The sequence below is a fragment of the Salmonella enterica subsp. enterica serovar Typhimurium str. LT2 genome, from assembly GCF_000006945.2.
Taxonomy (GTDB): domain Bacteria; phylum Pseudomonadota; class Gammaproteobacteria; order Enterobacterales; family Enterobacteriaceae; genus Salmonella; species Salmonella enterica.
The window spans coordinates 4,056,275-4,079,070 of the sequence record NC_003197.2; the positions used below are offsets into that span (position 1 = coordinate 4,056,275).

The window sequence follows — 22,796 nt, forward strand, 5'->3', positions numbered from 1 at the left end:
ATTGAATTTTTAGCGCGTAAAACCTGTCCATAATTTACGTTAATGTTACTCTCGTCATTATCACGGCCCATTAATCACGGAGCGAAAAATGGCGACTCACTTTGCCAGAGGGATACTTACGGAGGGACAGTTGGTTTCAATTCGTCTCTCTTCGTCTTGCCATATTGAAGCCAGAAACCTGCCTGCTCACCGACGAACGCGTTTTCTCGCCTCCAGAGGCCTTCTTGCCGAACTGATGTTTATGCTGTACGGAATTAGCGAGCTGCCGGAAATCATTATTCAGGCGAAAGGTAAACCCGCGTTTCGTGACAAAAATCTGCCAGGCTTTTCTATCTCCTATGCCGGAAATATGGTTGGCGTGGCGTTGACCACCGAAGGAGAGTGCGGGCTGGATATGGAATTACAGCGCACCTCCCGCGGCTTTCACCATCCGCATTCGCTCGAACGCCACCCTTTCTCCCGTAATGAAAACTTATGGGTAGCCAATCAAAACGATCCCAACGAAGCGCGAGCGCAACTCATCACATTGCGCCAGAGCGTGTTAAAACTCACCGGCGATGTCATGAATGACGATCCGCGGGAGCTGCAACTTTTACCCGTTGCCGGACGCCTGAAGTGCGCGCATGTCACGCAGCTTGAAGCCGTGTGCGATGCGGAAGATGTGCTGGTATGGTCCGTAACCGTTACGCCAGCGATAGAAAAATTAAAAGTGTGGGAGTTCGATGGCAAACTGGGCTGGAAAAGCCTGCCCGATATCCAGACGCGCGCCAATGAGCCAACCGGTCGTCTGATGCGATTCGCCCAACTCCCCGCCGCCAAATCGTATACGCTTAATCGTTCATAATGAAAAAAGGGGCACGTATGTCTGAAACGCTGAATGTGGTTACACTGCTGGGAAGTTTACGCAAAGGTTCCTTTAACGGGATGGTGGCGCGTACGCTGCCTAAAGTCGCGCCGGCAGGAATGACGGTATCGCCGCTGCCTTCGATCGGGGATATTCCGCTGTATGACGCCGATATCCAGCAGGAAGAGGGATTTCCAGCCAGCGTAGAGGCGCTGGCGGAGCAGATTCGCAACGCCGACGGCGTCGTCATTGTGACGCCGGAATATAACTATTCCGTTCCCGGCGGCCTGAAGAATGCCATCGACTGGCTATCCCGTCTGCCTGAGCAGCCGCTGGCGGGTAAGCCCGTTCTTATCCAGACCAGTTCAATGGGGGCGATTGGCGGCGCGCGCTGCCAGTATCATCTGCGCCAGATTCTGGTGTTCCTTGATGCGATGGTGATGAACAAACCGGAGTTTATGGGCGGCGTGATTCAGAATAAAGTCGACCCGCAGACTGGAGAAGTGGTGGATCAGGGAACGTTAGATCATTTGACCGGTCAGTTGACCGCATTTGGCGAGTTTATTCAGCGCGTTAAAGCGTAAGTTCGTTAAAAACCCTCCCCCCGATGGGGCGAGGGTTCATTTCATCAGTGTGCGTCAATAAACACAATCTTCAGCACAAATAACAGCGCGACAATCACTACGCACGGGCTAAGGTCGCGCAGGCGACCGGTACCGATTTTCATCACGCAGTAAGAGATAAAGCCCAGCGCGATACCTTCGGTGATCGAGAAGCTAAACGGCATCATTACCGCCGTAATAAACGCCGGGACCGATTCGGTTAAATCCTGCCAGTTTACCCGCGCCAGGCTGGAGGTCATCAGCACGCCGACGTAAATCAGCGCGCCCGCCGCCGCGTAAGGCGGCACCATGCCCGCCAGCGGCGACAGGAAGATAACCAGCAGGAACAAAATACCGACCACCACCGCCGTCAAACCGGTGCGACCGCCCACCGAAACGCCGGAAGAGGACTCAATATAAGCGGTCACAGAAGACGTTCCGACAAATGCGCCAGTGACAGAAGAGATACTATCAACAAACAGCGCCTGCTTCATGCGCGGGAATTTGCCTTTCTCATCCGCCAGGCCGGCTTTATCGGTCACGCCAATCAGCGTACCGGAGGAGTCAAACAGGTTTACCAGCATGAAGGAGAAAATAACCCCCGCCAGGCCAAGATTGAACGAGCCTGCCAAATCGACATGCCCTACCACGCTGGTGACGCTTGGTGGCGCGGAGACAATACCGTTGTAGTGTACATCACCCATCATCCAGCCAAGCAGCGTCGTGACGATGATGGACACCAGCACCGCCGCATGAATGTTGCGCGAAGCGAGAATCGCAATAATAAAGAATCCGAGAACCCCCAGCAGCACGCTGTGCGAGGTCAGGTTGCCGATGCTGACCAGCGTTTCCGGGTTAGCGACGATCACGCCGGCGTTTTTCAGCCCCATCATGCCGATAAACAGGCCGATGCCGCTGGTGATGCCCACGCGCAGGCTGACCGGAATGTTGGCGATCATCCAGTAACGCACGCGGAAGATAGTCAGCAATAAAAGACCAACAGCGCCCCAGAAAATGGCGCCCATGCCTACCTGCCACGGCAGTCCCATTGCCTGCACAACCACGAAGGCAAAGAACGCATTCAGCCCCATCGCGGGCGCCAGCGCCACCGGCAAGTTAGCGAACAGGCCCATCAGAATACTGCCAAAGGCCGCAATCAGACAGGTGGTCACAAAGACGGCGCTGGTGTCCATGCCAGCTACGCCCAGAATTTGCGGGTTAACAAAAACGATATAAACCATCGTCAGGAAAGTGGTAAAACCGGCGATCACTTCGGTTCGTGCCGTCGTGCCATGTTCGCGCAGTTTAAACACGCGTTCCAGCATACCCTGACCAGAAGCCTGGGTGGTGTGTTGTTGACTCATTATCAATTTCCGGAGAAAGGAGGGAAAATTCGCCGTTATCCTATACCAAAATGCGACACCTGGCGCAGTTGTGTGGTAATTTTTTTCACTCAATTTGTTAGTACGGCAACGATTGCGTCCCCTCATTCAGCATTACGTAAACGTTAAACTTGTTAAAATGGAAATGACATGTCCCAAATCGAAGCAGTGTTTTTTGACTGTGACGGCACGCTGGTCGACAGTGAAGTGATTTGCTCGCGCGCCTATGTCACTATGTTCCGGCAGTTCGGCATTACGCTTGAGCTCACGGAAGTATTCAGACGCTTTAAAGGCGTAAAGCTCTACGAAATTATCGATACCATCAGTAAAGAGCATGGCGTTGCGCTGGCAAAGGCGGAGCTGGAACCCGTGTACCGCGCGGAAGTGGCGCGCCTGTTCGATACCGAACTGGAAGCGATCGCGGGCGCAAATACCCTGCTGGAGAGCATTAAGACGCCCATGTGCGTGGTATCCAACGGGCCGGTCAGTAAGATGCAGCATTCGCTGGGTAAACTGGGCATGTTGCATCATTTTCCCGATTTGCTGTTTAGCGGTTACGATATTCAACGCTGGAAGCCCGATCCGGCGCTGATGCTCCATGCGGCGAACGCCATGAAGGTCAATGTTGAGAAGTGTATTCTGGTGGATGATTCCAGCGCAGGCGCGCAGTCAGGAATTGCGGCGGGAATGGAAGTATTTTATTTCTGCGCCGATCCGCATAACAAACCGATCGATCACCCTAACGTGACGACGTTTACCGATTTGGCGCAGTTGCCGGGATTGTGGAAAGCGCGCGGGTGGGAGATTACGCGTTAACTGAAATGCCCGGTGGCGCTAACGCTTATCCGGCCTACAGCATCTGTACCTGTAGGCCCGGTAAGCGCAGCGCCACCGGGCAAAAGAATGAGATTTACTCTTTCGGATCTTTCCCCGCCAGCAGCTTATCCAGCTCATCGCCGCCGACGTGACGGAAATCCTGCCCCTTCACGAAGTAGAAGATGTATTCGCAGATATTCTGGCAACGGTCACCGATACGCTCGATAGAGCGCGCGCAGAATAACGCGGTCAGCACGCTGGGAATGGTGCGCGAGTCTTCCATCATGTAGGTCATCAGCTGACGCACGATACCTTCGTACTCCTGGTCAACTTTCTTGTCTTCACGGTAGATACGCACCGCTTCGTCGAGATCCATGCGCGCGAACGCATCCAGCACGTCGTGTAGCATCTGCACGGTGTGGCGGCCCAGTGACTCCAGACTCACCAGCAGCGGCTGATGCTGCTGGGAGAATTTCTCCAGCGCGGTACGGCAGATTTTATCCGCCACGTCGCCAATGCGCTCCAGTTCGGCGATGGTTTTGATAATCGCCATCACCAGACGCAGATCGCTCGCCGTCGGCTGGCGCTTGGCGATAATACGCACGCAGGCTTCATCGATGGCGACTTCCATCATATTAACCTGATGATCGCCTTCTACCACGCGCTTCGCCAGCTCGCTGTCCTGGTTGTGCATGGCGGTGATAGCGTCAGAAAGCTGCTGCTCCACCATGCCGCCCATGGTCATTACCTGAGTGCGGATGCTTTCCAGTTCGGCGTTGAACTGGCCGGAAATATGTTTATTAAGGTTCAGACTGTCCATTACGCACTCCTGAATTAACCGTAACGACCGGTGATATAGTCTTCTGTTTGTTTCTTCGCGGGCTTGGTGAACAGATCGTCCGTGTTGCTGAACTCAATCAACTCGCCCAGGTACATAAACGCCGTATGATCGGAGCAACGTGCCGCCTGCTGCATGTTGTGGGTCACGATCACCACGGTGTAATCCTGTTTCAGCTCGGTGATCAGCTCTTCAATACGCCCGGTAGAGATCGGGTCCAGAGCTGAACATGGCTCATCCAGCAGCAGCACTTCCGGGCGAATGGCGATACCGCGCGCAATGCACAGACGCTGCTGCTGACCACCGGAGAGAGAGTACCCGCTCTGGTGCAATTTATCTTTGGTTTCGTTCCATAATGCGGCTTTGGTCAACGCCCACTGCACGCGCTCGTCCATATCGGCGCGAGACAGCTTCTCAAACAGACGCACGCCAAAGGCGATATTGTCATAGATGGACATCGGGAACGGCGTCGGCTTCTGGAATACCATCCCCACTTTTGCGCGCAGCAGCGCGATATCCTGGGTGTTGGTGAGAATATTGTCGCCATCCAGCAGAATTTCACCTTCCGCGCGCTGCTCCGGATAAAGCGAATACATTTTATTGAAGGTACGCAGTAGCGTTGATTTACCGCAGCCGGATGGCCCGATAAATGCCGTTACCTGATTCTTCGCGATATCCAGATTAATGTTCTTCAGGGCATGGAATTTGCCGTAGTAGAAGTTCAAATCACGAACCTGAATCTTACTCGGGGCAGTTTCAACCATACTCATTTCACTCTTTTCCTCATCCAGCGCCGCATCCGCCACGCCGTAAAATAATGCCTGATGGCGCTACGCTTATCAGGCCTACAATGTCTTTAACCGTGTTTTTTCTTCGCGAAAACAACACGCGCCAGAATATTCAGCAGCAGTACGCACAGGGTAATAATCAGCACGCCCGCCCAGGCTAATTGTTGCCATTCGGCAAACGGGCTCATCGCGAATTTAAAAATGGTCACCGGCAGGTTGGCGATCGGCTGCATCATGTCGGTGCTCCAGAACTGGTTGGAGAGCGCGGTAAACAACAATGGCGCCGTTTCGCCGGCAATACGCGCAATAGCCAGCAGGATACCGGTCATAATGCCGGAGATAGAGGCTTTCAGCGTAATCGCGGAAATCATCTTCCACTTCGGCGTACCCAGCGCATAAGCGGCTTCACGCAGGCTATCCGGCACCAATTTGAGCATGTTTTCAGTGGTACGGATAACGATCGGTACCTGCAACAGCGCCAGCGCAATCACCCCTGCCCAGCCGGAGAAGTGCTGCATCTGCGCCACCACGATGGTGTAAACAAACAGCCCCACAACAATTGACGGCGCGGAAAGCAGAATGTCGTTAATAAAGCGAATGATTTCCGCCAGCCAGGATTTACGGCCATATTCCGCCAGATAGATCCCGGCCATAATCCCCAGCGGCGTACCCAATACGGTAGCCCAGAGAATCAATAATCCACTCCCCGCCAGGGCGTTCGCCAGCCCGCCGCCCGCCGTGTTCGGCGGCGGCGTCATTTCGGTAAACAGCGCCAGCGACATCCCGTCGATACCACGCGTGATGGTGGACATCAAAATCCAGATCAGCCAGAACAGGCCAAATGCCATCGTCGCCATTGAGAGCGTTAGTGCGATACGGTTCTTCATGCGGCGACGCGCCTGCATCTTGCGACGGGATTCCGCGAGCTGCGCGGTGTTCTGCATATCAAGCGTAGCCATTAACGTGCTCCCTCGTTCTTCGCCAGACGCATAATCATGAACTTAGACGCCGCCAGGACGATAAAGGTGATCACAAACAGGATCAGCCCCAGCTCCATCAACGCTGCCACGTGCAGGCCCGATTCCGCCTCAGCGAATTCGTTCGCCAGCGCGGAAGTGATGCTGTTGCCCGGCATATACAGCGACGCGCTGTCGAGCTGGTAAGTGTTGCCGATGATAAAAGTGACCGCCATCGTTTCACCCAGAGCACGGCCCAGCCCCAGCATAATGCCGCCGATCACGCCATTTTTGGTGAACGGTAGCACGATGCGCCAGATAACTTCCCAGGTAGTACAGCCGATACCGTAAGCGGACTCTTTCATCATTACCGGTGTTTGCTCGAAGACGTCGCGCATAACCGCCGCAATGTAGGGGATGATCATGATGGCGAGGATGACGCCCGCCGCCAGAATGCCGATACCAAAGGCCGGGCCGGAGAACAGCGCGCCGACAAACGGAATGTTGGAAAGAATATTGCCGACCGGCTCCTGGAAGTACGTCGCAAACAGCGGCGCGAAGATAAACAGCCCCCACATGCCGTACACGATACTGGGAATTGCCGCCAGCAGTTCAATGGCGATGCCGAGCGGACGCTTTAGCCAGCCTGGCGCCAGCTCGGTTAAAAACAGGGCAATGCCGAAACTGACCGGAACGGCGATCAGCAGTGCGATAAAGGAGGTCACCAGCGTGCCATAAATGGGCACCAGAGCGCCGTAGATATCGTTTGGCGCGTCCCATTCCTTAGTCCAAAGAAATGAGAAACCAAATTTCTGAATACTTGGCCAGGAGGAGATGATCAATGAGACGATAATACCGCCCAACATCAATAGCACAATCAGCGCAGCCAGTTTTACCAGCGCGCTGAAAATCATGTCGCCTTTTTTACCCGGCGGGTTAAAAGCAGGCTTGGTTGCAGCCATAAATTACTCTTTCCATTAAACGCATTTTACGACGTTGCCCCTGCCGGATGGCGCTACGCTTATCCGGCCTACAACGTGGGCCTGCGGTCGAAACCGTAGGGCGGATAAGCGTAGCGCCATCCGCCAATTCGTTAATTAATACAGCGCCTTACCGTTGCTGTCTTTTATACTGGTCTTCCATGCAGCACGAACCTGCTCAACAACGTTATCCGGCAGGCTGGCGTAGTCCAGATCATTCGCCTGCTTAGCGCCATTTTTGTAGGCCCAGTCGAAGAACTTCAACACTTCAGCACCCTGCTCAGGTTTCTTCTGCGCTTTGTGGACCAGGATAAACGTGGTGGAAGTGATTGGCCACACATCGTCACCTTTCTGGTTGGTCAGATCCTGCGCGAAGGTTTTGCTCCAGTCTGCGCCTTTCGCCGCATTAGAGAAGCTCTCTTCCGTCGGGCTTACCGGTTTGCCGTCGGCAGAAACCAATTTGGTGTAGGCCAGGTTGTTCTGCTTGGCGTAAGCGTATTCAACGTAGCCGATAGCGCCTGGCAGACGCTGTACAAATGCCGCGATGCCGTCGTTACCTTTACCGCCCAGACCGGTTGGCCAGTTCACGGTAGAACCCGCGCCCACTTTCGATTTCCACTCGTCGTTGACTTTCGCCAGGTAACTGGTGAACACGAAGGAGGTACCGGAACCGTCAGCGCGACGCACCACAGCGATGTTCTGAGAAGGCAGCTTCACGCCTGGGTTCAGTTTGGTGATGGCTTCATCATCCCACTTCTTGATTTTACCGAGGTAGATGTCACCCAGCGTTTTACCATCCAGCACCAGTTCGCCGGATTTGAGGCCTGGAATATTCACCGCCAGCACCACGCCGCCGATCACCGTCGGGAACTGGAACAGGCCTTCCTGATTCAGTTTTTCGTCAGACAGCGGCGCATCGGAAGCGCCAAAATCAACGGTATTCGCGGTGATTTGTTTCACGCCGCCGGAAGAGCCTATCCCCTGGTAATTGACTTTGTTACCGGTTTCTTTCTGGTAGGTATCCGCCCATTTGGCATACACCGGCGCAGGAAACGTTGCACCGGCACCTGTCAGGCTTGCTGCTGCAAAGGCAGAGAACGCGCTCATCGATAAGGTCGCGGCGACAACAGTTGCGACAGTGGTACGCATAACTTTCATAATGTCTCCTGCACGGTTTCGGTAAATCGTTGTTTGAGTTGCTACGATGAGCAAAATAGGACAAATTGATGACAGTTATATGTCTTGATTATGACGGTTTGATGACAATGGAAATAAAAAAAGCTGGCCCGGGGAGACACCAGACCAGCCTGCAGGGGGAGATGAATTAGACTGTTTGCGCAACCGCAGACGGTTTCAACAGCGCGTACATCAGGCCGCAGACAATCGTGCCCAGGGCAATCGAGAGCAGATATTGCATCACATGTTCTACCGCATGCGGGATCGCCAGGACAAAGAGGCCACCGTGTGGCGCCATCAGTGTACAACCGAAATACATGGACAGTCCCCCGGCGATTGCGCCACCGACCATCGTGGAAGGGATGACGCGCATCGGGTCACGCGCGGCGAAGGGAATCGCCCCTTCAGAGATAAAGCACAGCCCCAGAATAAAAGATGCATTACCCGCTTCATGCTCAGCGGCATTGAATTTCGCTCTGGCCGCCCAGGTTGCGACGCCCATTCCTAATGCCGGTACCATCCCTGCCGCCATAATGGCCGCCATCGGCATATAGGAATGAGAAGCCAGTAAACCGACGCCGAAGGTATACGCAGCTTTATTCACCGGCCCACCAAGGTCAAAACCTTGCATTGCGCCCAGCAACATTCCCAGCAAGATAGCATTCGTAGAGGTCATATTCCCCAGGAACGTCGTCAGCCCTTCCATCACCGCAGACACCGGGCCACCCACCACGTAAATCATGATTAGGCCGGTAATCAGCGTAGACAGTAGCGGCAGAACCAGCACAGGCTTAAGCGCTTCCATTGACGCTGGTAGCTTAATATTTTGCGCCAGAAACCGTACGCTGTAACCGGCCAGAAAACCGGCCACAATCCCTCCCAGGAAACCGGCGCCGCACAGGCTGGCCAACATCCCGCCAATAAGCCCCGGGGCCAGACCCGGACGATCGGCAATTGAGAAGGCAATAAACCCAGCCAGTACCGGCACCATCAGCGCAAAGGCCGCCTTACCACCGATTTGAAATAACGCAGCCGCCAGCGTGCCCGGCTCGTTGAAGGCCTGGATACCGAAGACAAAAGAGAGTGCGATACACAATCCTCCCGCCACCACCAAAGGAAGCATATGGGATACGCCGGTCATTAAATGCTTATAAACGCCGGGTAGCTCTGTTTTACCAGCTGAAGAAGAGCGCCCGGCACTCCCCTGATAGACCTCGGCGCTATTGAAAGCATTATCCATTTCCTGCGCACTCTTTTTTAGCGCCGCGCCGGTACTGGTGCGATAGAGTCTTTTGCCAACAAAGCCTGACAGATCCAGCTCAATATCCGCCGCGATAATCACCACATCCGCCTGCGCTATCTCTTCCGCGGTCAGCGTGTTCTTCGCCCCGACGGAACCGCGGGTTTCAACCTTGATCCAGTCACCACGCTTGCGGGCTTCAATTTCCAACGCTTCTGCCGCCATAAAGGTATGGGCGACGCCCGTCGGACAGGCCGTCACAGCAACAATTTTTTTAGTCATAGTAGGGTACCCTGTTCTTTTAATTTAAAGAAAAAGCGGGAAAAAATGTTACAGGCGTGACCAGGCCGCTGCTTTCTGGAACAGCGCGTCATCCGGGCGAATCCCGGTATAAAGGACAAATTGCTCCACGGCCTGAATAGCAAACACTTCGGAACCGGTAATCACGGTTTTACCGCGTTCACGGGCGTAGCGGATTAGCGGCGTGACGGGCGGTAGCGCCACCACATCAAAGATAACGCTCGCCTTATCCACTTCCTGTTCGGAATAAGAAAGTTTGTCGGCATCATTACCGCCAGCCATTCCGATAGGCGTGGCGTTAATTAACAAATCAGCTTCAATACCGTCGGTATCCGGGCGCCATTCATAGCCATAGAGTTCGGCCAGTTGTTTACCTGACGCTTCATCAATCGCGACAATATAACCACGGGTAAACCCCGCATCCTTCAGCGCGCAGGCCACCGCCTTTGCCATACCACCGCTGCCACGCAAAGCAAACACCAGGTCGGGAGAGACCTTGTAATTCGCCAGCAAGCGAGCTATTGCAATGTAATCGGTGTTGTACGCCTTCAGATGGCCATTGGTATTCACAATGGTATTAACTGAGTGAATGGCCTGAGCGGAAGCATCCAGTTCATCCACCAGCGGAATGCAGGCTTCTTTAAACGGCATAGAGATCGCGCATCCACGGATCCCCAACCCGCGCACGCCGCTAATGGCCTGCGTAAGATCGGTCGGCGAAAAAGCTTTGTAGAGATAATTGAGATCCAGCGCTTCGTACAGATAGTTGTGAAAGCGTGTACCGAAGTTACTTGGGCGTGCCGCCAGGGACATGCAGACCTGAGTGTCTTTATTAATGCGCTTTGTCATGATGAATCCTCATAGAAGTTGCGATAGAGAAAATCATCGGCTAAAAAGGGGATATTAAAAATTGCTCATTCCCGTTCGGGAAATTTCACCTTTTATGACAACCCGGCACACTGAACAAAAATACTTAAAGCTACTCCAGCACTATGGCGACAAGCCTGTTAGCGTGACATTACAGGAGCTGGCGGATGTGTTGTTCTGCACCCGACGGCATATGCGTAATCTGTTGCTTCAGATGCAGGAGGCAAAGTGGCTCATCTGGCAATCACAGGCCGGACGTGGGCATCGCGCCCGGCTTCACCTGCGCTATAAACCAGAACAGCTGTTAAGCGAAAAGGCGGAGCAGTTACTGGAGTCTGGTCATATTGATCAGGCCATTCAGCTGCTGGGTAAAAATAAGCACCAGGTGGCGCAACTGCTGCGTTCAAAGCTGGGCTATAGCGTGCGGGCAGACTATCAGCGGCTGTGCATCCCCTATTATCGGACAATGCCGTCGCTGTGCCCCGGCATACCGTTGCGTCGCTCTGAGCAGCATCTGGTCAGGCAGATTTTTAGCGGCCTGACGCGCATAAATGAGGAAAAAGGTGAAGTCGAAGCCGATCTTGCCCACCACTGGCGGCAGATTGATCCACTGCGCTGGCGTTTTTATCTGCGCCCCGCCGTCCTCTGGCATGATGGTCAGGAGCTGACGATCGACGCGGTTATCGCTTCACTGACCCGCAGCGCTAAGCTGCCGTTGTTCTCGCACTTGCAGACCATTCAGGCCACCGGGCCGCTGAGCCTTGAAATTACGCTGGCGCACCCGGATAACCGACTGCCGCTGCTGCTCAGCCATATTGATGCCATGATCCTACCGCCTGACCATACACAACGCGCTGATTTCCCGGCACATCCTGTGGGGACTGGCCCTTATGAGGTGGTGGAAAACAATGGCTTTCATCTACAAATGAAGGCCTTTGACCACTATTTCGGTCTGCGCGGGCTGCTGGATGAAGTGGAGGTCTTTATCTGGCCGAATTTAACGGAGACAGACAACCTGGCGGAATCGCTGTCGGATAACGACACGGCAGCCTGGCTCAGCTCCAGCCTGAGCGATGAGGATTACGTTTCCGGACGGCTTAGCCAGGTATCAGGCAAACCTTCTGACAACCTGCGCGAGATGTTTCTTGAGCGTGGAGGATATTTTTTATTATGCGACAGCCGCTCCCCGCACTGGCATACCGCCGAACATCGCCGCTGGCTACGGGAAACACTCAGCCCTTACGCCATACTCCAGCATCTGAGTGAGGCAATTCGCCCCTTCTGGGTACCGGGCGGCAGCCTGCTGTCCTCCTGGTTTCATACTATTGAGGCGGGCCCGGCCTGTTCACCTTTTATCTCGTCGTCGCCCTACGCAAAACTGCGTCTGGCCTATCACGATCAGCACCCTGAATTTCCAATGCTCCTGGATATCATGCAAGAGATCATGCGCCAGCAGGGCATTTTACTTGAGGGCGTTGAGCTGAATTATGATGACTGGGCGAATGGCAAAGCCAATGTGGATCTCTGGCTGGGGACGGTCAATTTCCCCATTCCCGAAGAGTGGAACGTCGGTACATGGCTACTGGGCTCCCCTTTACTGCGCCACGCCATCAGTGGTGGGGATGATGCGCTGCTGGCCCAATGGGAAACCCAGTGGCATGCCGAAACCATCAGCGCGGAACAACTGGTCAGGGAAACCACCCGTTCAGGCTGGCTACAGCCGCTTTTTCACCACTGGATGCGACTCAAAAGCCCCGACCGGGCCAGGGGGATCCACCTGAATAACCTGGGGTGGTTTGATTTCCGATCCACCTGGATTGAGCCAGGGCCTTAAAGAAGAGAATGTGACCGGGTGCCCGTAGCGCAGGCAGGCGTAGCACCTCTTAGTCGCTCTTCAGCCACCATAGAGAAAGAACAGCGCCTGTCACAGCGCACAAAAAAAGGCCGTCTGTCGACGGCCTTCTGCCTGGTACTACATTTGTACTTACTCTACGGTAACCGATTTCGCCAGGTTACGCGGCTGGTCAACGTCGGTGCCTTTAATCAGCGCCACGTGATACGCCAGCAGTTGCAGCGGAACGGTGTAGAAGATAGGCGCAATGACCTCTTCCACATGCGGCATCTCGATGATGTGCATGTTGTCGTTGCTGACGAAACCCGCATCCTGATCGGCGAAGACGTACAACTGACCGCCACGTGCGCGAACTTCTTCGATGTTGGATTTCAGTTTCTCCAGCAGTTCGTTGTTCGGCGCCACCACAATCACCGGCATATCGGCGTCAATCAGCGCCAACGGCCCGTGTTTCAGCTCGCCTGCAGCATAGGCTTCCGCGTGAATGTAAGAGATCTCTTTCAGCTTCAGCGCGCCTTCGAGCGCAATCGGATATTGATCGCCACGCCCCAGGAATAGCGCGTGATGCTTGTCGGAGAAATCTTCTGCAAGCAGCTCGATGCGTTTGTCCTGCGACAGCATCTGCTCAATACGGCTCGGCAGCGCCTGTAGGCCATGAACGATATCATGCTCAATGGACGCATCCAGACCTTTCAGGCGAGACAGTTTCGCCACCAGCATCAACAGCACGGTTAACTGGGTGGTGAAGGCTTTGGTAGATGCTACGCCAATTTCCGTACCCGCGTTGGTCATCAGCGCCAGATCGGATTCACGCACCAGCGAAGAGCCCGGCACGTTACAAATTGCCAGAGAGCCCAAATATCCCAGCTCTTTCGACAGACGCAGGCCAGCCAGGGTATCTGCGGTTTCGCCAGACTGTGACAGGGTGATCATCAGGCTGTTACGGCGCACGGCAGATTTGCGATAACGGAATTCAGAGGCGATTTCAACGTCGCACGGAATACCTGCCAGCGATTCAAACCAGTAACGGGAAACCATACCGGAGTTGTAAGACGTACCGCAGGCGAGGATCTGAATATGCTCAACCTTCGACAGCAGTTCGTCGGCGTTCGGTCCCAGCTCGCTTAAATCCACCTGACCGTGGCTGATGCGCCCGGTAAGGGTGTTTTTGATCGCGTTCGGCTGTTCGTAGATCTCTTTCTGCATGTAGTGGCGGTAAATACCTTTATCGCCCGCGTCATATTGCAGATTGGATTCGATATCCTGACGTTTTACTTCCGCGCCGGTGTTATCGAAGATATTTACCGAACGGCGAGTGATTTCAGCGATATCGCCCTCTTCAAGGAAGATAAAGCGACGAGTCACTGGCAACAGCGCCAGCTGGTCAGAAGCGATAAAGTTTTCGCCCATACCCAGGCCAATCACCAGCGGGCTACCAGAACGTGCCGCCAGTAGGGTATCCGGGTGACGGGTATCCATAATTACCGTACCATATGCGCCACGCAGTTGCGGGATAGCACGCAGAACAGCCTCACGCAGAGTACCGCCCTGTTTCAGTTCCCAGTTTACCAGGTGTGCAATCACTTCGGTGTCGGTTTCAGAAACGAAGGTATAGCCACGCGCTTTTAACGCTTCACGCAGCGGTTCATGGTTTTCGATGATGCCGTTATGCACCACCACAATGTGTTCAGAAACATGCGGATGCGCGTTAGCTTCTGAAGGTTCACCGTGCGTCGCCCAGCGAGTGTGAGCAATACCAGTGCCGCCATGCAGAGGATGTTCTTCCGCTGCCTGAGCCAGCATCTGGACTTTACCGAGGCGACGCAGGCGGGTCATATGACCTTCTGCATCCACCACGGCCAGACCGGCAGAGTCATATCCGCGGTATTCCAGACGACGTAAACCTTCGAGAAGGATTTCAGCTACATCACGCTGCGCGATAGCGCCAACAATTCCACACATAGTTTTATTTCCTGATTATGGCATTACGCCATGCGTTGTCGCTGACCTGTATGCCCGTCGTTGCGGGCGCCCCGAGCCTTGTAGAGAGTGGGGTTATTTTTATAAGTACTGCTCATGGAGCGGAGGATTATTTTATCCTCTCATCTCCGGTCTGCCGGATGGCGCTGACGCTTATCCGACCTACAAAATCACTTTTTCTTCACCGGACGCTGCCAGCCTTGCTTATGCACCTGCGGCACGCGGCTTAATACCAGTTCATTGTCGGCTACATTACGGGTGACGGTAGTCCCTGCGGCGATGGTGGCCCCTTTACCAACAGTAACCGGCGCCACCAGTTGGGTATCGGAGCCGACAAACACATCGTCGCCAATAACCGTTTTGAATTTGTTCGCGCCATCATAGTTACAGGTGATGGTCCCCGCGCCGATATTCACGTTGTCGCCAATTTCCGCATCGCCCAGGTAGGTCAGATGGCCGGCTTTAGAACCTTTACCGAGACGCGCTTTTTTCATTTCAACGAAATTGCCGACGTGAGCGCCCGCTAACAGCTCCGCGCCGGGACGCAGGCGAGCAAACGGACCGATGGTGCAGGCCGCTTCCAGATGCGCATCTTCCACCACGCTGTATGGGCTAATTTCGCAGTCATCGCCAATAACGCTGTTTTTAATAATGCAGCCCGCGCCGATCTTCACGCGGTGACCGAGCGTTACATAACCTTCGATGATAACGTTAGCGTCAATTTCCACATCCATTCCACAATGAAGGGTGCCGCGAAGATCAAAACGTGCCGGATCGCGCAACATAACACCGGATAACAGCAGTTTCTCCGCCTGTTCGGCCTGGTAAATACGCTCCAGACGAGAAAGCTGTAGACGGTTATTCACGCCGTCCGTTTCGCTGATGCGAGCCGGATGCACCGCGGCGATTTCTCGTCCTTCCTGATAAGCCAGCGCAATGATATCAGTGATGTAATATTCACCCTGCGCATTATTGTTAGTCAGCTTAGACAACCAACGTTTCATGTCCGCGCCGTTGGCGATCAGAATACCGGTGTTAATTTCCTGAATCTGACGCTGTTCATCAGTGGCGTCTTTATGTTCAACGATGCCGGTCACTTTACCGTTTTCACGCGTAATACGGCCATAGCCGCTCGGATCGTCCAGCTTCACGGTTAATAACCCAATACCACCCTGCGGTTTGGCATCGCGCAGGCGCTGTAAGGTTTCAACCGAAATCAGCGGCACGTCGCCGTAAAGCATTAAAATATCTTCATCGTCGCTAAAGAAGGGCGCGGCCTGCTGCATTGCGTGACCTGTTCCCAACTGTTCCGCCTGAAGCACCCAGTTCAGCTTGTCATCTTTCAGGGTCTGTTTTAACAACTCGCCACCGTGGCCATAGACCAGATGAACCTGTGCGGCCCCTAATTTAGTAGCTGCATCAATGACATGCTGCACCATGGGTTTACCCGCCAGCGTGTGCAGCACTTTAGGAATATCGGAATACATGCGTGTGCCTTTACCTGCGGCAAGGATCACTACGCTCATAGCACTATTTAACATACGCGTCCTGACTGTAATTTGAGAACGAATTTATACTGTTTCACGTTGAAAATACTACATTTTTTTCATCGTAAAATGGAAGAAGGATAAAACGCTCACCGGGATAAAATCCCCGCCTGCTAATGAATCATTTTCGTTCATTACCGCGCCTCTTGTCTCCTGAAAAGTAAAAACACCCGCGTATTGGCAACGTAGTCCGATGTTTTTGCTGTTTTTTTACTCCATAAATAAAGAAGATAACGTAATAAAGCGCAGGGGAGTCAGAAAAGCAAAAACCAGCGACAGAGGCCGCTGGTTTTCCGTTGCGCGTATTTTTTACTTAATTACGCGACATAAAAATCCGCAAAATATACCAGAACATGGTCGCGATAGAAGCAAACAGATGTAATGCCGCGCCAGCAGGGCGATCGGTAGGGTAATGGTGAATAATGTTAGAAGTATCGTAAAGTATAAACCCGGCGCACAGCAGTACCATTAGCGCAGAAAACCAGACGCCCAGCGAGAAGCCGCAGATGACGCTGGCAATAATCGCGCCAAAAGCAATGAACCCAGCCATAGTCAGAAACGAGCGCAGAAAAGAAAAGTCTTTTTTTATAGAAAAAGCGGTAAACGTCAGGCCGCCGACCAGCAACAGAGTCGTTATTGCCGCCGCGCCAATGCTCGACGGGTTAATATACGCCGCCACCGTTAACAGGGGGGCAAAAATCAGGGATTCTGCCAACACATAAATCCCCAGCCCGATAAGTTGCGTTTGATTATTCCCCGCATTATCCGCCAGACGGGTCGCCAGCATTCCCACCAGCATAAAAGCGCCGAGAACAACCAACCAGCTATATCTTCCACCAGCCAGCAGCACATCAAGCGCATACTCCCCGACCCCTATAAAACTCCACGCCGCGCTCAATACGATAAAACCGACGATGGCGACGGCGAGATGAAGATAAGCACGACGAATAAAGGTAGTACGATCAATCCTTGAGTCGGGTTGTGGACCCGCAAAGGATGGCTGAAATGACATAGTAATAATCCCTCATTTTATGCAATAAAAACGCATCCATTCCTCCCTTCTTCGCACAATGTGCAGATGCCAATGACAGAAAGAAGGATTTAATGAAAACAGCGCTGTCGCTGAAAACGCGTCGCCTTCAGCCGCTTGTTTTTGTCGTTGCTAGTTTATCGAATAAAAATTGAGAGGATAAAAAAAAACCAGTCCGCAATCAGACTGGTTTTATGCTTTCAAGCCGGTGTTACATCGCTTTTTTGGTCAACTCGATAACGCGCAGTTTAGCGATCGCTTTGGCCAGTTCCGCAGACGCCTGAGCGTAATCCACGTCACCGTGCGAGCTCTTAATGTGCTCTTCGGCTTTACGCTTCGCTTCCAGGGCTCGCGCTTCGTCGAGATCCTGACCGCGAATCGCGGTATCCGCCAGAACGGTCACGCTGCCAGGCTGCACTTCCAGAATGCCGCCGGACAGATAGATAAACTCTTCATGACCGTGCTGCTTAACGATGCGAATCATACCAGGCTTAATGGCGGTGAGTAGCGGCGCGTGCCCCGGGTAAATCCCCAGTTCGCCTTCGCTACCCGTAACCTGGATTTTCTCGACCAGACCGGAGAACATTTGTTGCTCCGCGCTGACGACATCCAGGTGGTAAGTCATTGCCATATCACCCTCCGATTAAGGCGTTAAAGTTTTTTGGCTTTTTCCACGGCTTCGTCGATGGAACCGACCATGTAGAACGCCTGCTCCGGCAGGTGATCGTATTCGCCTTCCATGATGCCTTTAAAGCCACGGATGGTGTCTTTCAGGGAGACGTATTTGCCCGGAGAACCGGTAAATACTTCCGCCACGAAGAACGGCTGGGACAGGAAGCGCTGAATTTTACGCGCGCGAGCTACCACCAGTTTATCTTCTTCAGACAGTTCATCCATACCGAGGATGGCGATGATGTCTTTCAGTTCCTGATAACGCTGCAGGATGGACTGAACGCCACGCGCGGTGTCGTAGTGTTCCTGACCAACAACCAGCGGATCCAGCTGACGGCTGGTGGAGTCCAGCGGGTCAACGGCCGGGTAGATACCCAGGGATGCGATCTGACGGCTCAGTACCACGGTTGCATCTAAGTGCGCAAAGGTGGTGGCTGGAGACGGGTCAGTCAAGTCATCCGCCGGTACGTATACCGCCTGTACGGAGGTGATAGAACCGGTTTTGGTGGAGGTGATACGTTCCTGCAGAACGCCCATCTCTTCCGCCAGAGTCGGCTGGTAACCTACTGCGGAAGGCATACGGCCCAGCAGTGCGGATACTTCCGTACCGGCCAGGGTGTAACGATAGATGTTATCGACGAACAGCAGTACGTCACGACCTTCGTCACGGAATTTCTCCGCCATGGTCAGACCGGTCAATGCAACGCGCAGACGGTTTCCCGGCGGCTCGTTCATCTGGCCATACACCAGGGATACTTTATCGATAACGTTGGAGTCGGTCATTTCGTGGTAGAAGTCGTTACCCTCACGAGTACGTTCCCCTACGCCCGCAAACACTGAGTAACCGGAGTGCTCGATCGCGATGTTACGGATAAGCTCCATCATGTTTACGGTTTTACCTACACCCGCACCACCGAACAGACCGACTTTACCGCCCTTCGCGAACGGACACATCAGGTCGATAACTTTGATACCGGTTTCCAGCAGTTCCTGAGAGTTTGACAACTCTTCGTAGGAAGGCGCTGCGCGGTGAATCGCCCAACGCTCTTCTTCGCCGATCTCGCCTTTCATGTCGACCGGTTCGCCCAGGACGTTCATGATACGACCCAGCGTAGCTTTACCTACCGGGACTTCGATCGGGTGTTCGAGATCTTTTACATCCAGACCGCGACGCAGACCGTCAGAAGACCCCATCGCGATGGTACGCACAATACCGCCGCCAAGCTGCTGCTGAACTTCCAGCACCAGCTTCTCATTACCATTCTGCACCTCAAGGGCATCGTACACGCGTGGTACGGCATCCTGAGGGAACTCGACGTCGACCACGGCGCCGATTACCTGGACAATCTTTCCAGTAGCCATCTTAAATCCTCTACGAAATAACCTGGTTAAACCGCGGCGGCCCCCGAGACGATCTCGGTGAGTTCCTGAGTAATGCTGGCCTGACGAGCTTTGTTGTATACCAACTGCAGCTCTTTAATCAGGCTGCCGCCATTATCGGTTGCGGCTTTCATCGCCACCATTCGTGCGGCCTGCTCGCTGGCCAGGTTTTCTACCACGCCCTGATAAACCTGAGACTCCACATAACGACGCAGGAGAGTATCCAGCAGCGCTTTCGGGTCTGGTTCATACAGGTAATCCCAGGCTTTACGCTTCAGATCATCATCTTCTGACGCCGGCAGCGGCAGCAGTTGAGTGATCGTCGGCACCTGAGACATGGTGTTAATAAATTTGTTGCTGACAATGTAAAGCTTGTCCAGACGGCCTTCGTCGTAGGCCTGCAACATCACTTTAACCGGACCGATCAGTTCGGACAGAGAAGGGTTATCCCCCATACCTGTCACCTGAGCGACAACGTTGCCGCCTACGGAATTAAAGAATGACACGCCCTTAGAGCCGATCATTGCGAGTTCGCACTGAACGCCTTTATCGGACCATGCCTTCATATCCGCCAGCAGCTTTTTGAACAGGTTAATGTTCAAGCCACCGCACAAACCACGGTCGGTCGACACTACCAGGTAGCCCACGCGTTTAACGTCGCGCTCTTCCAGGTAGGGGTGCTTATATTCCAGATTACCGTTCGCAAGGTGACCAATCACTTTGCGCATGGTCTCTGCATAAGGACGGCTGGCCGCCATGCGATCCTGCGATTTACGCATTTTGGAAGCGGCGACCATCTCCATCGCTTTAGTGATCTTTTGCGTGTTCTGGACGCTTGCGATCTTACTACGTATCTCTTTTGCGCCGGCCATGAGCTTCTCCTCAATGCCTTACGGCCTGCCCTAAGGCAAGCCGCCAGACGTTACCAGGACTGGGTTGCTTTGAAGGAATCGAGGATGCCTTTCAGCTTGCCTTCGATTTCGTCGTTATAGCCACCGGACTGGTTGATCTCTTGCATCAGCGGAGCGTGATCACGGTCGACGTAAGCCAGCAGTGCGGCTTCGAAGCTACCGATTTTCGCCAGTTCGACATCCGCCAGATAACCACGTTCTGCTGCGAACAGAACCAGAGACTGCTGCGCGACGGACATCGGCGCATACTGTTTCTGTTTCAGCAGTTCGGTCACTTTCTGACCGTGGTCAAGCTGTTTACGGGTGGCATCGTCAAGGTCGGATGCAAACTGAGAGAACGCCGCCAGTTCACGATACTGCGCCAGCGCGGTACGAATACCACCGGACAGTTTTTTCATGATCTTGGTCTGGGCTGCGCCACCTACACGGGATACCGAGATACCCGGGTTAACCGCAGGACGGATACCGGCGTTAAACAGGTTAGATTCCAGGAAGATCTGACCATCGGTAATGGAAATTACGTTGGTCGGAACGAACGCGGAAACGTCACCTGCCTGCGTTTCGATAATCGGCAGCGCAGTCAGTGAACCGGTTTTCCCTTTCACTTCACCTTTAGTGAAGGCTTCGACGTAGTCGGCGTTAACACGCGCAGCACGCTCCAGCAGACGAGAGTGGAGGTAGAATACGTCGCCCGGGAATGCTTCACGTCCTGGCGGACGACGGAGCAGCAGGGAGATCTGACGGTAAGCAACAGCCTGTTTAGACAGGTCATCGTAAATGATCAGCGCATCTTCGCCGCGGTCACGGAAGTATTCGCCCATTGCGCAACCGGCATACGGCGCCAGATATTGCAGCGCAGCGGATTCGGACGCGGTCGCCACCACAACAATGGTGTTAGCCAGCGCGCCGTGCTCTTCCAGTTTACGCACCACGTTAGAGATGGTGGACGCTTTCTGGCCGATAGCGACATAGATACATTTGATGCCGGAGTCGCGCTGGTTGATGATGGCGTCGATAGCCAGCGCGGTTTTACCGGTCTGACGGTCACCGATGATCAGTTCACGCTGACCACGACCGATTGGGATCATGGAGTCAACGGCTTTATAGCCGGTCTGCACCGGCTGATCGACAGACTGACGATCGATAACGCCCGGCGCAATCGCTTCAACGGCAGAGAAGCCGTCATTATCAACCGGACCTTTACCGTCAATTGGCGCACCCAGGGTGTTTACCACACGTCCCAGCAGGCCGCGGCCAACCGGAACTTCCAGGATACGACCCGTACATTTAACCTTCATGCCTTCGGCAAGGTCAGCGTATGGACCCATGACTACCGCACCCACGGAGTCGCGCTCCAGGTTCAGTGCGATAGCGTAACGGTTACCCGGCAGGGAGATCATTTCACCCTGCATACAATCGGCCAGGCCGTGAATGCGGATAACACCGTCACTGACAGAAACAATAGTACCTTCGTTGTGAGCTTCGCTCACCACATTGAACTGAGCAATGCGCTGCTTGATCAGTTCGCTGATTTCGGTGGAATTCAGTTGCATGCTCCAGTCCCCTTAAGACTGCAAGACGTCTGCAAGGCGCTCAAGACGGCCGCGTACGCTGCCATCAATGACCATATCACCCGCCCGGATGATAACGCCTGCCATTACAGACTTATCGATTTTGCAATTCAGCTTCACTTTGCGTGACAGACGTTTTTCCATCGCGGCGCTGATTTTCGAAAGCTGCTCTTCACTCAATGCGGTTGCCGACGTAACTTCTACCTCGGAGGTAGCTTCACTGGCGGCACGCAGATGAATAAACTGCTCCAGAACATCCGGGAGCGCGTTCAGACGATTATTTTCAGCCATCACCCGAATCAGGTTCTGACCGTTTTCGTCTAACTGCTCACCGCAGACTGCGATAAACGACTCAGCGAGCGTTTCCGGCGCCAGCGCGCCAGAGAGAAGCTCTGCCATTTGTTCGTTCTTGGTTACCTCGGCGGCAAACGCCAGCATATCCTGCCAGCGCTCTACACTTTGGTGTTCAACGGCAAAGTCAAAAGCTGCTTTGGCGTAGGGGCGAGCTACCGTAACAAATTCAGACATCAGCCCCTCCCTCCTTACAGTTCAGCGACAAGTTTATCCACGATGTCGCTGTTAGCAGCTTCATCCACGGAACGTTCGATGATCTTCTCGGCGCCAGCAACAGCCAGGATAGCAACTTGCTTACGCAGCTCTTCACGGGCGCGTTTACGCTCGGCTTCAATTTCCGCCTGCGCCTGCGCCACGATTTTAGTACGTTCCTGCTCTGCTTCAGTTTTGGCTTCGTCCAGGATCTGAGCGCGGCGTTTGTTTGCCTGCTCGATGATTACCTGAGCTTCCGCTTTCGCTTTTTTCAGCTGGTCGGTCGCGCTGGCCTTTGCAAGGTCAAGATCCTTATGTGCTCGTTCAGCAGAAGCGAGACCGTCAGCAATTTCTTTCTGACGTTTCTCGATGGCTGCCATTAACGGCGGCCATACGTACTTCATGCAAAACCAGACAAAGAGAATAAACGCGATGGCCTGGCCGAGGATTGTTGCGTTAAGATTCACAGCACAATGCCTCTATCTAGTTAACCTTCTGATATTGCTCTTAATTCAAGC

The 22,796-nt window shown here is 53.8% G+C and carries 21 protein-coding genes and 26 other annotated features; of the genes, 4 read left to right on the forward strand and 17 right to left on the reverse strand.

From position 1 onward, the window contains the following. Positions 1 to 76: 76 nt before the first annotated feature. Positions 77 to 82 (forward strand) — a ribosome-binding site (putative RBS for yieE; RegulonDB:STMS1H003808). Next, the gene (yieE, locus tag STM3849; RefSeq protein ID NP_462748.1) for a putative cytoplasmic protein occupies positions 77 to 844 on the forward strand. Within the gene, positions 89 to 844 belong to an annotated coding region; the region does not span the whole gene. (Overlaps the previous feature by 6 nt.) After that, positions 844 to 1,428 carry a putative oxidoreductase gene (gene yieF, locus STM3850; RefSeq protein ID NP_462749.3) on the forward strand — a complete coding sequence of 195 codons (585 nt, stop codon included), beginning with the start codon at positions 844 to 846 and terminating at the stop codon, positions 1,426 to 1,428. The genes yieE and yieF overlap by 1 nt, the downstream gene beginning before the upstream one ends. Before the next feature lie 44 nt (positions 1,429 to 1,472). Here the strand turns inward: yieF and yieG are convergent, their stop codons facing one another. Beyond that, on the reverse strand, positions 1,473 to 2,936 hold the full coding sequence (gene yieG, locus STM3851; protein NP_462750.3) for a putative xanthine/uracil permeases family: 1,464 nt from the start codon (positions 2,934 to 2,936) through the stop codon (positions 1,473 to 1,475). Positions 2,937 to 2,967: 31 nt separating this feature from the next. Continuing rightward, positions 2,968 to 2,973: a ribosome-binding site (putative RBS for yieH; RegulonDB:STMS1H003809), on the forward strand. Between yieG and yieH the strand changes: the two genes are divergently transcribed. Continuing rightward, positions 2,968 to 3,644, forward strand: a protein-coding gene (gene yieH / locus STM3852) for a putative phosphatase/phosphohexomutase (RefSeq protein ID NP_462751.1). Within the gene, positions 2,979 to 3,644 belong to an annotated coding region; the region does not span the whole gene. (Overlaps the previous feature by 6 nt.) Before the next feature lie 94 nt (positions 3,645 to 3,738). Here the strand turns inward: yieH and phoU are convergent. From phoU to STM3859, 7 genes are all read right to left on the reverse strand, one after another. Continuing rightward, positions 3,739 to 4,476, reverse strand: a protein-coding gene (gene phoU / locus STM3853) for a regulatory gene for high affinity phosphate uptake (RefSeq protein NP_462752.1). Within the gene, positions 3,739 to 4,464 belong to an annotated coding region; the region does not span the whole gene. Beyond that, positions 4,471 to 4,476: a ribosome-binding site (putative RBS for phoU; RegulonDB:STMS1H003810), on the reverse strand. Its footprint overlaps the gene before it by 6 nt. A 2-nt stretch (positions 4,477 to 4,478) precedes the next feature. Continuing rightward, positions 4,479 to 5,267, reverse strand: a protein-coding gene (pstB, locus tag STM3854; RefSeq protein NP_462753.1) for a high-affinity phosphate transporter. Within the gene, positions 4,479 to 5,252 belong to an annotated coding region; the region does not span the whole gene. Then, positions 5,262 to 5,267, reverse strand: a ribosome-binding site (putative RBS for pstB; RegulonDB:STMS1H003811). Its footprint overlaps the gene before it by 6 nt. A gap of 71 nt (positions 5,268 to 5,338) precedes the next feature. Next, positions 5,339 to 6,243 (reverse strand): high-affinity phosphate transporter gene (pstA, locus tag STM3855; protein ID NP_462754.1). Within the gene, positions 5,339 to 6,229 belong to an annotated coding region; the region does not span the whole gene. Then, positions 6,229 to 7,204 (reverse strand): high-affinity phosphate transporter gene (pstC, locus tag STM3856; RefSeq protein ID NP_462755.1). Within the gene, positions 6,229 to 7,188 belong to an annotated coding region; the region does not span the whole gene. The genes pstA and pstC overlap by 15 nt, the downstream gene beginning before the upstream one ends. Next, positions 6,238 to 6,243 (reverse strand) — a ribosome-binding site (putative RBS for pstA; RegulonDB:STMS1H003812). Its footprint overlaps the gene before it by 6 nt. Beyond that, positions 7,199 to 7,204, reverse strand: a ribosome-binding site (putative RBS for pstC; RegulonDB:STMS1H003813). It lies within the gene pstC. Before the next feature lie 119 nt (positions 7,205 to 7,323). After that, positions 7,324 to 8,486 (reverse strand): high-affinity phosphate transporter gene (pstS, locus tag STM3857; RefSeq protein ID NP_462756.1). Within the gene, positions 7,324 to 8,364 belong to an annotated coding region; the region does not span the whole gene. After that, positions 8,370 to 8,375: a ribosome-binding site (putative RBS for pstS; RegulonDB:STMS1H003814), on the reverse strand. It overlaps the preceding gene by 6 nt. Then, positions 8,421 to 8,439, reverse strand: a protein binding site (putative binding site for PhoB, RegulonDB: STMS1H000338). Next, positions 8,453 to 8,471: a protein binding site (putative binding site for PhoB, RegulonDB: STMS1H000343), on the reverse strand. Further along, positions 8,459 to 8,467, reverse strand: a -10 signal (putative -10_signal for pstS; RegulonDB:STMLTH004619). It overlaps the preceding feature by 9 nt. Beyond that, positions 8,478 to 8,486: a -35 signal (putative -35_signal for pstS; RegulonDB:STMLTH004619), on the reverse strand. 44 nt (positions 8,487 to 8,530) lie before the next feature. Then, the gene (locus tag STM3858; RefSeq protein ID NP_462757.1) for a putative phosphotransferase system fructose-specific component IIB occupies positions 8,531 to 9,910 on the reverse strand. Within the gene, positions 8,531 to 9,904 belong to an annotated coding region; the region does not span the whole gene. After that, positions 9,905 to 9,910 (reverse strand) — a ribosome-binding site (putative RBS for STM3858; RegulonDB:STMS1H003815). (Overlaps the previous gene by 6 nt.) A gap of 42 nt (positions 9,911 to 9,952) precedes the next feature. Next, positions 9,953 to 10,778 (reverse strand): putative shikimate gene (locus tag STM3859; protein NP_462758.1). Within the gene, positions 9,953 to 10,771 belong to an annotated coding region; the region does not span the whole gene. Then, positions 10,773 to 10,778: a ribosome-binding site (putative RBS for STM3859; RegulonDB:STMS1H003816), on the reverse strand. It overlaps the preceding gene by 6 nt. Positions 10,779 to 10,865: 87 nt before the next feature. Between STM3859 and STM3860 the strand changes: the two genes are divergently transcribed. Next, positions 10,866 to 12,623, forward strand: a complete 1,758-nt coding sequence (locus STM3860) for a putative dipeptide/oligopeptide/nickel ABC-type transport systems (protein NP_462759.1) — start codon at positions 10,866 to 10,868, stop codon at positions 12,621 to 12,623. A 150-nt stretch (positions 12,624 to 12,773) separates the two neighbouring features. Here the strand turns inward: STM3860 and glmS are convergent. The 9 genes from glmS to atpF form a co-directional block, all read right to left on the reverse strand. Further along, positions 12,774 to 14,617, reverse strand: a protein-coding gene (glmS, locus tag STM3861) for an L-glutamine:D-fructose-6-phosphate aminotransferase (protein NP_462760.1). Within the gene, positions 12,774 to 14,603 belong to an annotated coding region; the region does not span the whole gene. Then, positions 14,612 to 14,617: a ribosome-binding site (putative RBS for glmS; RegulonDB:STMS1H003817), on the reverse strand. Its footprint overlaps the gene before it by 6 nt. A 174-nt stretch (positions 14,618 to 14,791) precedes the next feature. After that, positions 14,792 to 16,239 (reverse strand): N-acetyl glucosamine-1-phosphate uridyltransferase gene (glmU, locus tag STM3862; RefSeq protein ID NP_462761.1). Within the gene, positions 14,792 to 16,162 belong to an annotated coding region; the region does not span the whole gene. Next, positions 16,167 to 16,172, reverse strand: a ribosome-binding site (putative RBS for glmU; RegulonDB:STMS1H003818). It overlaps the preceding gene by 6 nt. Continuing rightward, positions 16,212 to 16,220, reverse strand: a -10 signal (putative -10_signal for glmU; RegulonDB:STMLTH004620). Next, positions 16,221 to 16,249: a protein binding site (putative binding site for NagC, RegulonDB: STMS1H000305), on the reverse strand. Further along, positions 16,231 to 16,239 (reverse strand) — a -35 signal (putative -35_signal for glmU; RegulonDB:STMLTH004620). It overlaps the preceding feature by 9 nt. A gap of 85 nt (positions 16,250 to 16,334) precedes the next feature. Further along, positions 16,335 to 16,361, reverse strand: a protein binding site (putative binding site for NagC, RegulonDB: STMS1H000302). A 120-nt stretch (positions 16,362 to 16,481) separates the two neighbouring features. Next, the gene (locus tag STM3863; protein ID NP_462762.1) for a putative permease occupies positions 16,482 to 17,186 on the reverse strand. Within the gene, positions 16,482 to 17,180 belong to an annotated coding region; the region does not span the whole gene. Then, positions 17,181 to 17,186 (reverse strand) — a ribosome-binding site (putative RBS for STM3863; RegulonDB:STMS1H003819). Its footprint overlaps the gene before it by 6 nt. Before the next feature lie 223 nt (positions 17,187 to 17,409). Next, positions 17,410 to 17,838 (reverse strand): membrane-bound ATP synthase, F1 sector, epsilon-subunit gene (gene atpC / locus STM3864; protein ID NP_462763.1). Within the gene, positions 17,410 to 17,829 belong to an annotated coding region; the region does not span the whole gene. Then, positions 17,833 to 17,838, reverse strand: a ribosome-binding site (putative RBS for atpC; RegulonDB:STMS1H003820). (Overlaps the previous gene by 6 nt.) 11 nt (positions 17,839 to 17,849) lie before the next feature. After that, positions 17,850 to 19,243, reverse strand: a protein-coding gene (atpD, locus tag STM3865; protein NP_462764.1) for a membrane-bound ATP synthase, F1 sector, beta-subunit. Within the gene, positions 17,850 to 19,232 belong to an annotated coding region; the region does not span the whole gene. Next, positions 19,238 to 19,243, reverse strand: a ribosome-binding site (putative RBS for atpD; RegulonDB:STMS1H003821). It overlaps the preceding gene by 6 nt. 15 nt (positions 19,244 to 19,258) lie before the next feature. Continuing rightward, positions 19,259 to 20,134 (reverse strand): membrane-bound ATP synthase, F1 sector, gamma-subunit gene (gene atpG / locus STM3866; protein NP_462765.1). Within the gene, positions 19,259 to 20,122 belong to an annotated coding region; the region does not span the whole gene. Then, positions 20,129 to 20,134, reverse strand: a ribosome-binding site (putative RBS for atpG; RegulonDB:STMS1H003822). (Overlaps the previous gene by 6 nt.) Before the next feature lie 38 nt (positions 20,135 to 20,172). Then, positions 20,173 to 21,721, reverse strand: a protein-coding gene (gene atpA / locus STM3867; RefSeq protein ID NP_462766.1) for a membrane-bound ATP synthase, F1 sector, alpha-subunit. Within the gene, positions 20,173 to 21,714 belong to an annotated coding region; the region does not span the whole gene. After that, positions 21,716 to 21,721 (reverse strand) — a ribosome-binding site (putative RBS for atpA; RegulonDB:STMS1H003823). (Overlaps the previous gene by 6 nt.) Before the next feature lie 5 nt (positions 21,722 to 21,726). After that, positions 21,727 to 22,276 (reverse strand): membrane-bound ATP synthase, F1 sector, delta-subunit gene (gene atpH / locus STM3868; protein NP_462767.1). Within the gene, positions 21,727 to 22,260 belong to an annotated coding region; the region does not span the whole gene. Next, positions 22,271 to 22,276, reverse strand: a ribosome-binding site (putative RBS for atpH; RegulonDB:STMS1H003824). (Overlaps the previous gene by 6 nt.) Further along, the gene (gene atpF / locus STM3869; RefSeq protein NP_462768.1) for a membrane-bound ATP synthase, F0 sector, subunit b occupies positions 22,275 to 22,758 on the reverse strand. Within the gene, positions 22,275 to 22,745 belong to an annotated coding region; the region does not span the whole gene. The genes atpH and atpF overlap by 2 nt, the downstream gene beginning before the upstream one ends. Continuing rightward, positions 22,753 to 22,758 (reverse strand) — a ribosome-binding site (putative RBS for atpF; RegulonDB:STMS1H003825). It overlaps the preceding gene by 6 nt. Positions 22,759 to 22,796 lie beyond the last annotated feature (38 nt).